General features: G+C 48.8%; 14 protein-coding genes and 1 other annotated feature. Of the genes, 10 read left to right on the forward strand and 4 right to left on the reverse strand.

The genetic code is table 11. The annotated features are described in order from the left end of the window. Nucleotides 1-9: 9 nt before the first annotated feature. Nucleotides 10-1380, reverse strand: coding sequence for an MATE family efflux transporter (locus L975_RS10360; RefSeq protein ID WP_047708525.1), 1371 nt, complete (start codon nt 1378-1380; stop codon nt 10-12). A 302-nt stretch (nt 1381-1682) separates the two neighbouring features. On the opposite strand from L975_RS10360, the gene L975_RS10365 reads away from it, so the two are divergent. Further along, nucleotides 1683-2330 (forward strand): riboflavin synthase, encoded by a 648-nt coding sequence (locus L975_RS10365; RefSeq protein WP_047708527.1) that lies wholly within the window; start codon nt 1683-1685, stop codon nt 2328-2330. After that, a complete protein-coding gene (locus L975_RS10370) occupies nt 2327-2974 on the forward strand; it encodes an ATPase (RefSeq protein ID WP_047708529.1) in 648 nt (215 codons plus the stop codon). Before L975_RS10365 ends, L975_RS10370 begins: the two co-directional genes overlap by 4 nt. A gap of 104 nt (nt 2975-3078) precedes the next feature. Here L975_RS10370 and L975_RS10375 read toward each other — a convergent pair whose 3' ends face one another. The 3 genes from L975_RS10375 to L975_RS10385 all read right to left on the reverse strand — a co-directional run bounded on the left by L975_RS10375 (nt 3079) and on the right by L975_RS10385 (nt 5143). After that, nucleotides 3079-3282 carry a CPXCG motif-containing cysteine-rich protein gene (locus L975_RS10375; RefSeq protein WP_039044730.1) on the reverse strand — a complete coding sequence of 68 codons (204 nt, stop codon included), beginning with the start codon at nt 3280-3282 and terminating at the stop codon, nt 3079-3081. Nucleotides 3283-3418: 136 nt separating this feature from the next. Next, nucleotides 3419-4066 (reverse strand): hexitol phosphatase HxpB, encoded by a 648-nt coding sequence (hxpB, locus tag L975_RS10380; protein ID WP_010863624.1) that lies wholly within the window; start codon nt 4064-4066, stop codon nt 3419-3421. A 207-nt stretch (nt 4067-4273) separates the two neighbouring features. Next, the gene (locus L975_RS10385; RefSeq protein WP_036769751.1) at nt 4274-5143 is read right to left on the reverse strand and encodes a fructosamine kinase family protein; all 870 of its coding nucleotides are present in this window, start codon (nt 5141-5143) and stop codon (nt 4274-4276) included. A gap of 464 nt (nt 5144-5607) precedes the next feature. Here L975_RS10385 and L975_RS10390 point away from each other — a divergent pair, with 464 nt between their 5' ends. The 8 genes from L975_RS10390 (at nt 5608) to ihfA (ending at nt 13657) form a co-directional block, all read left to right on the forward strand. Continuing rightward, the gene (locus tag L975_RS10390) at nt 5608-5889 is read left to right on the forward strand and encodes a hypothetical protein (protein ID WP_047708531.1); all 282 of its coding nucleotides are present in this window, start codon (nt 5608-5610) and stop codon (nt 5887-5889) included. A gap of 361 nt (nt 5890-6250) precedes the next feature. Beyond that, the gene (gene thrS / locus L975_RS10395) at nt 6251-8179 is read left to right on the forward strand and encodes a threonine--tRNA ligase (RefSeq protein ID WP_047708533.1); all 1929 of its coding nucleotides are present in this window, start codon (nt 6251-6253) and stop codon (nt 8177-8179) included. Between the two features lie 4 nt (nt 8180-8183). Further along, nucleotides 8184-8726 (forward strand): translation initiation factor IF-3, encoded by a 543-nt coding sequence (gene infC / locus L975_RS10400; RefSeq protein ID WP_071596471.1) that lies wholly within the window; start codon nt 8184-8186, stop codon nt 8724-8726. A gap of 87 nt (nt 8727-8813) precedes the next feature. Continuing rightward, the gene (rpmI, locus tag L975_RS10405) at nt 8814-9011 is read left to right on the forward strand and encodes a 50S ribosomal protein L35 (protein WP_010863568.1); all 198 of its coding nucleotides are present in this window, start codon (nt 8814-8816) and stop codon (nt 9009-9011) included. 38 nt (nt 9012-9049) lie between these two features. Continuing rightward, entirely contained in the window at nt 9050-9406 is a 357-nt protein-coding gene (gene rplT, locus L975_RS10410; RefSeq protein WP_010863567.1) for a 50S ribosomal protein L20, read from the forward strand. Between the two features lie 242 nt (nt 9407-9648). Next, nucleotides 9649-9778: a sequence feature (Phe leader region), on the forward strand. 185 nt (nt 9779-9963) lie between these two features. After that, nucleotides 9964-10950: a phenylalanine--tRNA ligase subunit alpha gene (gene pheS / locus L975_RS10415; RefSeq protein ID WP_010863566.1), complete on the forward strand. Its 987-nt coding sequence runs from the start codon at nt 9964-9966 to the stop codon at nt 10948-10950. Nucleotides 10951-10968: 18 nt separating this feature from the next. After that, on the forward strand, nt 10969-13356 hold the full coding sequence (pheT, locus tag L975_RS10420; protein ID WP_047708536.1) for a phenylalanine--tRNA ligase subunit beta: 2388 nt from the start codon (nt 10969-10971) through the stop codon (nt 13354-13356). Between the two features lie 4 nt (nt 13357-13360). After that, on the forward strand, nt 13361-13657 hold the full coding sequence (ihfA, locus tag L975_RS10425; RefSeq protein ID WP_010863564.1) for an integration host factor subunit alpha: 297 nt from the start codon (nt 13361-13363) through the stop codon (nt 13655-13657). Nucleotides 13658-13900: the final 243 nt, after the last annotated feature.

Genomic DNA, 13900 nt, shown 5'->3' on the forward strand with positions numbered 1-13900 from the left:
AGTAAACGATTAGCGGCTGGCCATCTCTAAGATCTTGTGTTTGTCCTGACGCTGCAACCAACGGATGCGGATCAAGAACAGTAACGCGGCAGTAGTCAGACCGCTGATAAAGCCAATCCAGAAACCGTGCGCACCCATTGCAGGTACTAAATAATTGGTGCGTCCCAGTACATAACCGATTGGTAAACCAATAAGCCAGTAAGAGATGAAGGTGATCACGAAGATAGCGCGGGTATCTTTGTAGCCACGCAGTACGCCACTGCCGACCACTTGAATGGAATCGGAACACTGGTAAATACCGGCAAACACCATCAACTGCATGGCAACATGGATAACCTGCGGATCGCTATTGTAAATATTGGCGATACTTTCACGGAACAAGATGGTCAAAATCGCGGTCGACATCGCCAGCGTAAAGCCCACCACCAAACCGGTAATGGCCGCCACACGCGCATCATCAGGGGACTTCTCACCCAAACGATGACCAACGCGGATAGTCACTGCAATTCCCATCGACAGCGGCAACATAAAGACCATTGAGCTGAAGTTCAGCGCAATCTGGTGACCCGCCACAATGGTTGTACCTAATGGAGATACCAGCAGGGCGACAACCGCAAACAGTGTTACCTCAAAGAACATCGCCATCGCGATAGGGAAGCCAAGACGCGTCAACTTCACCAGCGTTTTGCTTTCAGGCTTTTCCCAACTATCAAAGGCTTTTAAGTCACGGTAACTGCGAGCGCGGGTGACATAATACAGCATCATCAAGAACATAGACCAATACACCATGGCAGTCGCCACGCCACAGCCCACGCCTCCCAGTGCTGGCGCACCAAACTTACCATTGATGAAGATATAGTTAACCGGAATGTTGATCAGCAAGCCGACAAAACCAATCACCATCCCCGGTTTGGTTTTGGATAGCCCTTCGTTAAACGAGCGCAGCACGGCAAACATCAGATAGCCCGGCACACCCCACATGATCACCTGCAGGTAACGCACCGTCAGATCGGTCAAATGTGGGTCAATATCCATCTGCTCCACGATAATCCGGCTGCCATACAGCACCAGCATGATCGGGATAGAGATGATCCAAGAGAGCCAAAATCCCTGACGCACCTTGTGACCGATACGATCACGACGCCCAGAGCCATTAAGCTGCGCGATCACCGGCGTCAGCGCCATCAATAAACCATGACCAAATAAAATCGCCGGCAACCAGATAGACGATGCCACAGCCACGGCGGCCATATCTGCCGCGCTGACTTTACCCGCCATCACGGTATCAATAAAACCCATAGAGGTTTGGGCAACCTGTGCAATCAGCACTGGAATTGCCAGTTTAAGCAAGCTTTTTGCTTCTAAACGGTATCTCTGCACAAAAACTCCGAAAGAAAAAACAACGCAAAGCGACAGCAGGGAGAACAATCCCTTATTTTGTGCTTTCGCAGAGGCATTTTTAGGCTCTGCGTAATTTATAGAAAGGAAACGGTTAATATGTTACCAGTAAATTCAGAGGGATGGTGCTATTTTCTACTGTTAAAAATCAGCAGGTTAGACAGGTTGGCACGATTTGCATAGGCAAAATTCTGCTACTGTCATAACGGCGATATTTGGCCAACGCCAAGAAATCAGGCACACTGCGAGCAGCATTTACCGAGCTATCAGTCAGGAGTAGGAACATGTTTACCGGAATAGTGCAGGGCAAAGCACAAATCATCGCGATTGAAGAAAAAGATCAGTTAAGAACGATGGAAGTGGCATTGCCTGTAGAGTTGTCATCCGGACTGACGTTAGGCGCATCGGTTGCGCATAATGGTGTCTGCCTGACAGTCACCCGCATTGATGGTGCACATATTACTGTAGACCTCATGAAGGAAACCTTGCGCATCACCAATCTGGGGGCGTTAAAGGTCGGTGACTGGGTCAATATTGAGCGTGCCGCACGATTTGGCGATGAAATTGGCGGACACGCGATGTCAGGGCACGTAATGGCTACCGCGGAAGTGGTGAAGATTTTGACTTCGGAAACGAATCGTCAGATTTGGTTTCGCGCGCCACAAGAACTGATGAAATATATCCTGACCAAAGGGTACATCGGCGTTGATGGGATCAGTCTGACCATTGGTGAAACTACCCGTTCACGGTTTTGTGTCAATTTGATCCCGGAAACCTTGGCTAGAACCACTTTAGGACAGCGTCGCTTGGGTGACCGCGTTAATCTGGAAATTGACCCGCAAACTCAAGCGGTGGTGGATACTGTCGAGCGCGTGATGGCCGAGCAGATGAAACAACATGCTGCCGTAACTCATATGGAGAGCGGTCAGTGAAACGGGTATTACTGAGCTGGAGCTCAGGTAAAGACTCCATGCTGACCTTGCTTCGATTGCAAGAAATGCCTGATGTCGAAGTGGTGGGGCTGTTTACCACTTACAGTGGTGATGAAGTTCCGATTCAGGGCACGCCAATTCGCATCGTGCAACAACAGGCGCAGCGTTTACAGTTACCACTATGCACCATTGCGTTACCGCATTGGCCAAGCAATGAAGTCTATAAACAAAGCGTGGTGCAAGGGTTACAGAAAAGTGGCTTGCCGTTTGATACGTTGGCGTTTGGCGATCTGTTTTTGGATGGGATTGCTGAATTTCGCCGTAGTTACTTAGAGCCACAAGGTTGGCAGACTTTATTCCCCTTGATGGGGGAGCCAACTTCTTTGTTAGCGCAGGAGATTATCCTGCGCGGGATTGAGACTTACCTGATAAGCGTGGATACCACGCAGCTAAATGGGGAGTTTTGTGGCCGTCGCTTTGATGCATCGTTATTGGCTGAATTACCGGCTAATGTAGATCCCTGTGGCGAGCACGGTGAGTTTCATACGCTGGTGGTGAATTCGCCGGCCTTTACTCAGCGTTTGGATGTGCAGCCTTTGCATATTGAACGGCAAGAACGCTTTCACTTTCAGCGTTATCAATAAAATAAGGGCCGCAAGGCCCTTATTTGCAATTCAGTCTTCCCATTCAATTTCAATCGCTCATGTCAGATGTCGGTGTACGACACTGAATGAATTCTTGGCTAGAATCAGAAAATTTGCTCATCATCGGCGTCAACAAAGAGTTTAACGCTGCCATGTAGCTCATCCACTTCAATGTTCAGGTGTACCGCATTACAACAGGCCGGGCAGTCATCGTAAAAACTCTGATTACCGTTGCTGTAATCCAGCGCAACCCGCATATGATGACCACAGTGTGGACATTCAATCACTTTTTCACTGTATTGACGCATAACCAACTCCTTGTTACGGCAACATCCGAGAAGCGGTGTTCTCTACTTCAATATAGTGAATAATTTTGATTCTCATCACGAAATAAGTGGAAATGATGATCCGACTCATAAATTACTGTTCTAAGGCGAATTTACCTTAATTCAGATGAGCATGAGTCACTTGCTGCAAGCTTGCCAAGCAGTAATCGGCAATGCTCCAACGCGGATCTTCTAACTGCGATTTTTCTGGCACCACAACGGTATGCATACGCGCCGCTTTGGCTGCAATCAAACCCGGTAATGAGTCTTCAAAGGCAATACACTGTGTCGGCTGCACATGCAGTGCCTGCGCGCACTTGAGATAAACTTCTGGGTGGGGTTTGCCATGAGCTAAAAATTTAGCCGATTCAATGGCATCGAAAGTTTGTGTCATATCCAGAGCTTTAAGCACGGTATGAATTAACTCCAGTGGTGAGGAAGAGGCTAAACCAATCTTTAGCTCGCGTTTGCGGCACAGCGCCAACACTTCATGTACACCAGGCATCAAAGGTTTGTATTCGGCAACCAGTTCACCAACACGCTGCACAATCTGATTAACGACGGTTTCTTTACTCGGAGCAGGCCAAGGGAAGCGGCTATACCAGAGATTCACGATCTGATCGATGCGCACACCAGTGGTCAGCGTGGTGTCATGCCGGGTGATTTCCACCCCAAGAGGTTGCAAGATATCTAACTGAGCCTGTTGCCAGAACGGCTCGGAGTCAACCAACAAACCGTCCATATCAAAAATTGCTGCTTTAAGCATGGAATGACGTCTCCCTGAGTGGCGGCGCTCCCACAGATGTGACAGGCGATGTCCGCTAAATAAACCGAATAATGTTAGTGAGATGGCGCACTTTTAGCGCACATCATAATCCATTTCGTCACCCACTGAGAATGTATAACGGCCCGTCACCCCAATTAAAAACATGATGTCATCTCTATTCAAATCATCATGCGGCGTATCACGACATCAGTAATTGTTCTGCAGCAGATCATCAATCGCTTTTTGCGTTTGCTCCAGATAGTGCCCACCAAACAGGTTACAGAAATTCAGTAAGTGATAGAGCTGGTAGACAGATTTGCGATCCTGATATCCATTTGGCAATGGGCTGACCCGCTCGTAGGCGCGATAAAAGGCATCGGGAAGTGGGGTAAACAACTCACTGGAGGCAATGTCACACTCACGATCCCCCCAATAGCATGCTGGGTCGAAAATTACCGGCCCTTGCGCCGTGCTCGCACAATTCGCTAGTCGCATATCGCCAACCAATAACGACGGTTCAATATGATGCCCGGCCAACAAATCACGCACGCTATCGACAATCACATCGACCGGGCCAAAATTAATGCCTTTTTCCAAGCACAGCTGTAACTGCCAACCGATGCGTTGTTCAGCAAAAAACTTATCCCATCGCGGCATCCAGCCATTTGGCTGTGGTGTGCTTGAAAGCCAATTATCGTCATCAAAACCAAATTTAAGCTGCTCGCCCCACAGATGTAGGCACGCAAGCTGAGCACCCAGCTCTGCGGCGTCCACTTGATTTAATTCACGCAGTTCAAGAAACTCCATCAGGATAAAGCACTTATCGCGATAGGAGCCGACAGCATAAGGTTGGGGAACTTGAATCGTCTCACTGTTTTTCAGTAAGCGCAGCTCGTCCAGCTCAGAGGTAAACTTCGATAGCAGGGAGATATCGTTCACTTTAATGAATACCGGATTTTTCCCATCAGTGATCCGATAAGTCTCATGAACTTCCCCCCCCTGAAGCATCTGTTTCTCAGTTATCGAGTAATCATACTGAAACTGTTCGCTCAGCAATGTACAAATGCTATGCCACATAGAGTTACCCCTTACGGTTTAGCGGAGTGCTACCATTAACGCTAGCGTATAAATCTAGTCTAATCCCTGAGATAGCGCACAGTTGTACAATCTTTAACCTTGCGTAACCTGCCTGTAATTCAAAAACATACTATCGCAATATGTTTTTGCCATCAGAATGTACTGAGCCTTATCTGGCGTGTTTCTCCGAGGCGCTGCTAATCCGCAAAATGGGAATCTACACCGCAGAAGCGGCTGTATAGCTACGTAACGTTAAGTCATGATTTCCCAAAATCTAGAGAGGGTGTTATATCTTTATAGGTGTACGTTTTTTGTTCTGCATCCATACATTTCGGATCATCATTAACGCTTTAACGCTATAGCACACTCAAGGATGAGGTGATTATAGGGGTGGGTAGGGTGAACCGGTTATCAAGTAAGGTGCTCATGCGTAACCTATCAGGCTTTCAGGGAGTGAAGCGGGCATGCATAAGGTTTTGTCATTTTTAACACTGAATCATCTGCTCTACATCAGCGCATTTTTGCTGGTGGAGAATGAATTACGTCAACAGACACTCTCCGGTCAGAGCCTCGTTTATATGATGTATTACCGCTTACTGGCGTTTCCAGTACAGGTGATCATCGAGCTTATGTTGCTGGTAGCCTTACTCTTTTGTCTGTTATCCAGAACACAATCGTCAGCTGGCATCACCCTTTGGGGAGGGTGCGTACTCTCGTTTGCTTATGTCATGAGTTTTATGTTGTAGCTGAGTATCGCTTCCCGCCTTATCTTTCCTTTATTTCACTTCTTTCCCTCGTAACCCAGCAAGTTAATCTGTCGTTTGTGGGTATTTACCCGTGATTTCTCTTTCAAATCACAGTGTTTCAGTGCGCCGCAAGGGTGCAATTACCTGTTGGTTAGTGATAACATCGAAAACTGTCAGCGTAAGACATCAAGGTAATGGTGTCGTGCGCTGTGTGCCGGAGAACCTCCGCGTACCGACTTGTACTCAACATCACTACCAATCTGTTAAGGGATGATGAGTGCTTAATTATCTGAAAAGTAAAGATTATTAACTCTGTATGTGATCTTTCGTGTGGGTCACCACTGCAGAATAAGGAATCATAATGCCTGTTATTACTCTTCCTGACGGTAGTCAACGTCAGTTCGATCATGCCGTTTCTGTTATGGATATCGCGCGTGATATCGGTCCTGGTCTGGCCAAAGCCTGTATTGCTGGTCGCGTCAATGGCGAGCTGGTGGATGCTTGCGATCCGATTGAGAACGATGCATCAGTCTCTATCATCACCGCCAAAGATGAAGAGGGCGTAGAAATTCTGCGTCACTCCTGTGCGCACCTGCTGGGCCACGCCATTAAGCAACTGTGGCCTAATACCCGCATGGCCATCGGTCCGGTAATCGACAACGGTTTCTACTACGACGTTGATATCGATCGTACCCTGAATCAGGAAGATCTGGATCTGCTCGAAAAGCGCATGCTGGAGCTGGCCAAAAAAGATTACGACGTTATCAAGAAAAAAGTCAGCTGGCAGGAAGCTCGCGATACATTCGCTGAGCGTGGCGAAGAGTACAAGATCGCTATTCTGGATGAGAACGTAGCCCGTGACGATAAACCGGCTCTGTATCATCACGAAGAATACATTGATATGTGCCGTGGTCCACACGTGCCTAACATGCGTTTCTGCCACAACTTCAAACTGCTGAAAATCTCCGGTGCTTACTGGCGTGGTGACAGCAACAACAAGATGTTGCAGCGTATTTATGGTACTGCTTGGGCAGACAAGAAGCAGCTGAATGCTTACTTGCAGCGTCTGGAAGAAGCCGCTAAGCGTGACCACCGTAAAATCGGTAAGCAGCTTGACCTGTACCACATGCAGGAAGAAGCGCCGGGCATGGTATTCTGGCACAATGATGGCTGGACTATCTTCCGTGAACTGGAAGCGTTCGTACGCATGAAACTGCGTGAGTACGATTATCAGGAAGTGAAAGGCCCATTCATGATGGACCGCGTCCTGTGGGAGCGTTCTGGTCACTGGGAAAAATACGCCGAAGCGATGTTCACCACTTCTTCTGAGAACCGTGAATACGCGATCAAGCCAATGAACTGTCCAGGTCACGTGCAGATCTTTAACCAAGGTCTAAAATCTTACCGTGATCTGCCGTTACGTATGGCCGAGTTCGGCTGCTGTCACCGTAACGAGCCGTCAGGCTCTCTGCACGGTTTGATGCGTGTGCGTGGCTTTACTCAGGACGATGCGCACATTTTCTGTACTGAAGACCAAGTGCAATCTGAAGTAACCAATTGTATTAAAATGGTTTACGACGTTTACAGCACTTTCGGTTTTGAGAATATTGCAGTAAAATTGTCAACTCGCCCGGAAAAGCGCATCGGTTCCGATGAAACCTGGGATAAAGCAGAGCAGGGGCTTGCAGAAGCACTGCGTGCTAATGGTCTGGAGTTTGAGCTTCAGCCGGGTGAAGGGGCGTTCTACGGCCCGAAAATTGAATTTACATTGCATGATTGTCTGGATCGTGCATGGCAATGTGGTACTATCCAGCTCGACTTCGCGCTGCCAGGTCGTTTGGGTGCCTCTTACGTTGGCGAAAACAATGACCGCCACGTACCTGTCATGATTCACCGTGCAATTTTAGGCTCACTGGAGCGTTTCATCGGTATTTTGACCGAAGAATACGCAGGATACTTCCCATCCTGGCTGGCTCCGGTACAGGCTGTAGTGATGAATATCACTGACAACCAAGCCGAATATGTTCGCGAATTAACCGAAAAACTTCACTCAGCAGGTCTGCGTGTAAAATCAGACTTGAGAAATGAGAAGATTGGCTTTAAAATCCGCGAGCACACTTTACGGCGTGTGCCGTATATGCTGGTCTGTGGCGATAAAGAAGTGGAAGGCGGTAAAGTCGCTGTCCGCACTCGCCGCGGTAAAGACTTAGGCAGCATGAATGTTGACGAATTCATTGCTCATCTGAAGCAAGAAGTTCGCAGCCGTAACTTGAATCTTTTAGAGGAATAAGCTTATTAAAGGCGCAAAACGAGTTCAGCCAACGCGACCAAACCGTATCAACGAAGAAATTCGCGTTCGTGAGGTCCGTCTGATTGGCATCGATGGCGAGCAAATCGGTGTAGTTAGCATCAATGATGCTCGTGAAAAAGCAGCAGAAGCAGGCGTTGATCTGGTAGAAATTAGTCCTACCGCAGAGCCGCCGGTTTGCCGAATCATGGATTACGGCAAATTCCTTTATGAAAAGAGCAAGGCTGCGAAAGAACAGAAGAAAAATCAAAAAGTTATTCAGGTTAAGGAAATTAAATTCCGTCCTGGTACTGATGAAGGCGACTATCAGGTCAAACTACGCAACCTGATTCGTTTTCTTGAAGAAGGCGATAAAGCCAAAATCACACTGCGTTTCCGTGGTCGTGAAATGGCTCACCAACAGATCGGTGTTGAGGTATTGAACCGTATCCGTGACGACCTGGCAGAAATTGCTGTGGTTGAATCGTATCCGAGCAAAATCGAAGCACGTCAAATGATCATGGTGCTCGCACCTAAGAAGAAACAGTAAGGCATTACAAGTAGTCAATAGCGGTGTTCGCACCGCTATTACTCGCCCAGCTGGTTCGTTGTATTTAACAATGCGGAGTAGATACTCATGCCAAAAATGAAAACCGTGCGCGGTGCCGCTAAGCGTTTTAAGAAAACTGCTTCTGGTGGTTTCAAGCGTAAGCAGTCTCACCTGCGTCATATCCTGACTAAGAAATCCACTACTCGTAAGCGTCATCTGCGCCACAAGTCAATGGTTGCTAAATCTGACTTGGTTCTGGTTGTAGCTTGTCTGCCATACGCATAAAAATTTTTTTTCAGGTTTAAGACGATTAGGAGATAACCATGGCTCGTGTGAAGCGTGGTGTGACTGCACGTGCACGTCACAAAAAAGTTCTGAAAGCAGCGAAAGGTTACTACGGTGCCCGTTCTCGCGTTTATCGCGTTGCTTTCCAAGCAGTAATCAAAGCAGGCCAATATGCTTACCGTGACCGTCGCCAGAAGAAGCGTCAGTTCCGTCAGCTGTGGATTGCGCGTATCAACGCTGCTGCTCGTCAGAACAGCATGTCTTACAGCCGTTTCATCAACGGTCTGAAGAAGGCATCTATCGAGATCGATCGTAAGATCCTGGCTGATATCGCAGTATTCGACAAAGCAGCATTCGCTGCTCTGGTAGAAAAAGCGAAAGCAGCTCTGGCGTAAGCCGAACTCGGGTAAGGGAGGCAATGCCTCCCTTATTCATTTCTGGCTCCTGTATCACACGGTCTATCGCAAGCGTATTGGCCAGTAGTACAGGTTAGTTAGAGCGAGTCTCGGGTAGATTGGTATTAATGCGGTAGTGATTGACTCAGTCATCGGCAGTTTGGTAAAACCAGTCAAAGCGGCGCTGAGAAAATCGAAGCTGACGCAGTAAAAGTAGAACACAAACAATTTGGTAAGCACTTAATGACTGTCCATACATTCTTTTTTCGTTTCTTCTTCTTTAGCCCCTGTTAATCGGGAGGTTGCTTCGCTCTGAGAAAAGAAACGAAAGACGAATGCAGAAAAAGCCTCCCTCTGGGAGGCTTTTTTATTGGTGCTATCGTCAGAAAAACATGCGGAAACGATGAAAAAAGCACAATCCGGTTGTAACGTGCATCCGGTATTGTCTTCGGAACCGTATTAGCGTTTGGTGAATAGACAGGAAAACGATAATATCCTTGTTTATTGGTAGGTTACGGCTACGGGCAATTCCCTGAATAGGGTAATCGAGGAAATACATGCAACAGCAGTTAGCAGAATTAGTTGCACAGGCTCAGGCGGCCATCGCGCAGGCGAATGATGTCGCTACGCTGGATAACGTCCGCGTTGAGTTTCTGGGCAAGAAAGGGCACCTGACCCTGCAAATGCAGTCTTTACGTAATGTTCCGGCGGAAGAGCGTCCGGCTGCAGGCCAGGTGATCAACCAGGCGAAACAGGAAGTTCAGGAAGCGCTGAACGCGAAGAAAGAAGCGCTGGAGTCTGCCGCGCTGAATGCTCGTCTGGCTGCGGAAACTATCGATGTTTCTCTGCCGGGTCGTCGCATCGAAAACGGTGGTTTGCATCCGGTAACCCGTACCATTGAACGTATTGAAACCTTCTTCGGTGAGTTGGGCTTTAGCGTAGCAACCGGTCCGGAAATTGAAGATGATTTCCATAACTTCGATGCACTGAATATCCCAGGTCACCACCCGGCACGTGCTGATCACGACACCTTCTGGTTTGATGCACGCCGTTTGCTGCGTACCCAGACTTCCGGTGTGCAGATCCGCACCATGCAAAACGAAGAGCCGCCAATTCGTATCATTGCGCCAGGCCGTGTATACCGTAACGACTACGATCAGACTCACACCCCAATGTTCCATCAAGTGGAAGGGTTGATGATCGACAAGAACATCAGCTTCACTCAGCTGAAAGGGATTCTGCACGATTTCCTGCGTAACTATTTTGAAGAAGATCTGACCATTCGTTTCCGTCCGTCTTACTTCCCGTTCACAGAACCTTCTGCCGAAGTGGATGTGATGGGTAAAAACGGCAAGTGGCTGGAAGTGTTGGGCTGCGGTATGGTGCACCCAAGTGTTCTGCGCAATGTCGGTATCGATCCTGAAGTTTACTCCGGTTTCGCATTTGGTATGGGCGTAGAGCGTCTGACTATGCTGCGTTACGGTGTAACAGACCTGCGTTCTTTCTTCGAGAACGATCTGCGTTTCCTTAAGCAATTCAAATAATTTCAGGAGTCGAACACGATGAAATTCAGCGAATCTTGGCTGCGTGAGTGGGTGAATCCTGCGATTAGCACCGAAGAACTGTCCGAACAAATTACCATGGCCGGTCTGGAAGTTGACGCCGTAGAGCCAGTAGCTGGTGCGTTTACGGGTGTGGTTGTTGGCCATGTTGTGGAATGTGCTCAGCATCCTGATGCTGACAAGCTGCGTGTGACCAAAGTTGATGTCGGTGCGGGTGAGCCTATCGATATCGTGTGTGGTGCACCAAACTGCCGCCAGGGCCTGAAAGTGTGCTGTGCCACCGTGGGTGCGGTATTACCGGGCGACTTCAAAATCAAGAAAGCCAAACTGCGTGGCCAACCATCAGAAGGCATGCTGTGTTCTTTCGACGAGCTGGCGATTCCGGTTGAGTCAGATGGCATTATCGAGCTGCCAGCTGATGCGCCAGTGGGTATGGACGTTCGTGAGTATCTGAAGCTTAACGATAACGCGATTGAAATTGGTCTGACGCCAAACCGTGCTGATTGCTTAGGTATGCTGGGTATCGCGCGCGAAGTGGGCGTACTGAACCGTCTGCCAGTGACTGAGCCACAAATCAGCCCAGTTGCCGCGAGCATCGACAACGTGATGCCAATCAAGGTGAGTGCACCGGATGCGTGCCCACGCTATTTGGGTCGCGTCATCAAAGGTATTGATGCGAACGCCACCAGCCCGCTGTGGATGCAGGAAAAACTGCGTCGTTGCGGCATTCGCTCTATCGATCCCGTAGTGGATGTGACTAATTACATCCTGCTGGAAATGGGCCAACCAATGCACGCGTTTGACCACGCGAAGATTGATGGTGGCATCGTGGTGCGTATGGCAGAAGAGGGCGAGAAGCTGACTCTGCTGGACGGCAACGAAGTGACCCTGCGTGCCGACACTCTGGTGGTTGCTGATCATAGCCGTCCACTGGCGATGGCCGGTATTTTCGGTGGTGAATATTCTGGCGTAACGGCAGAAACCAAAGATGTTCTGCTGGAATGTGCTTTCTTCAGCCCACTGAGCATCACAGGCCGAGCTCGTGCTTACGGTCTGCACACTGACTCTTCCCACCGCTTCGAGCGTGGTGTGGATTATGCGGTGCAGAACAAAGCTATGGAGCGTGCTACCGCGCTGCTGCTGGAAATCTGCGGCGGTGAAGCCGGTCCAGTGGTTGATGTGACCTCTGCGGCCCATCTGCCACAAGCGGCGACCATTACGCTGCGTCGTAGCAAGTTGGATGCTCTGATTGGTTACCATGTTGAAGATGACGTGGTTACAGATATCCTGACTCGTTTGGGTTGCCAAGTGAGCAAGACTGCAGAAGGCTGGACAGCGGTAGCGCCATCTTGGCGTTTCGATATGGAAATTGAAGAAGATCTGGTCGAAGAAGTGGCCCGTATCTTTGGTTACAACAATATTCCAAATGAAGCTCCACTGGCTGAACTGCGCATGAACGATCACCGCGAAGCGAATCTGCCGCTGAAGCGTGTGAAAGCGGCGCTGGTTGATAAAGGCTACCAAGAAGCGATCACCTACAGCTTCGTTGATCCTAAGGTGCAAGCACTGCTGCATCCGGGTGAAGAGGCGATGATCCTGCCAAACCCAATTTCGGTAGACATGTCTGCAATGCGTCTGTCTCTGTGGTCTGGTCTGCTTGGTGCTGCGGTTTACAACCAGAACCGTCAGCAACCACGTGTGCGCATTTTTGAAAGCGGTCTGCGCTTTGTGCCAGATGCGGCGGCTGAAAACGGTGTGCGTCAGGAAGTGATGCTGGCCGGTTTGTTGACCGGTAACCGCAGCAACGAGCATTGGGGTCAGGAAAGCAAGACCGTTGATTTCTTTGACATGAAAGGCGATCTGGAAGCTGTTCTGGAGCTGACCGGCCGTCTGGATGATGTGAAGTTTGAAGCTTGCTCAAACCCAGCTCTGCACCCAGGCCAAAGCGCTGCGCTGGTACTGGATGGCGAACAAATCGGTTTTATCGGTGCACTGCATCCGGAGCTGGAGCGTAAGCTGGACCTGAATGGTCGCACTATGCTGTTTGAAGTGCTGTGGGACAAGATTTCTCAGCGTACCATCACTTCTGCACAGAGCATTTCGCGCTTCCCAGCGAACCGTCGCGATATTGCTATTGTGGTCAATGAGTCAGTTTCTGCACAAAATATTATCGATGAATGTCGGAAAGTTGGCGGAAATCAGTTAGTTGGCGTAAACTTATTTGACGTGTACCGTGGAAAAGGTGTAAATGATGGTTGTAAGAGTTTGGCGATCAGTCTGACTCTACAAGACACTTCCCGTACACTGGAAGAAGAGGAAATCGCTAACGCTGTGTCTGGCATAGTGGAAGCGTTAAAAGTAAGATTCCAAGCATCCTTGAGGGACTAAATCTATGGCGCTCACCAAAGCCGAAATGGCAGAAAATCTGTTTGAAAGCCTCGGGCTCAGTAAACGGGATGCCAAGGATCTGGTTGAAGCTTTTTTCGAGGAAATCAGAAAGGCTTTGGAGAATGGCGAACAGATTAAGCTATCTGGTTTCGGAAACTTCGAGCTTCGTGATAAAAACCAGCGACCTGGGCGCAATCCCAAGACTGGAGAGGATATTCCGATTACTGCCCGTCGGGTAGTGACATTCAAGCCTGGGCAAAAGCTTAAAGCCCGTGTGGAAAATGCCACAATAAAGGAATAACGCCTCCTATCACACAAAAGGCTGCCTGACGGCAGCCTTTTTCATATCTGGTGTTTTTACCTCGAGCTTTACCTTGAGCATTGTTATATCGCGTAATAAGTGTGCTGCTGAAAAGAGCTTTTCGGTTACAAAGCAAAAATATGTTAGTTCACCGCGAGGATTTATCATCACTTGCCTGAATTTGCGGTATTTTTAAGTAAGATACGCAGTGTCAGTACACGGCATAAAACAAAACAGAGAAAT

It is taken from the genome of Plesiomonas sp. ZOR0011, assembly GCF_000800945.1.
GTDB lineage: Bacteria > Pseudomonadota > Gammaproteobacteria > Enterobacterales > CAMTGL01 > Plesiomonas > Plesiomonas shigelloides.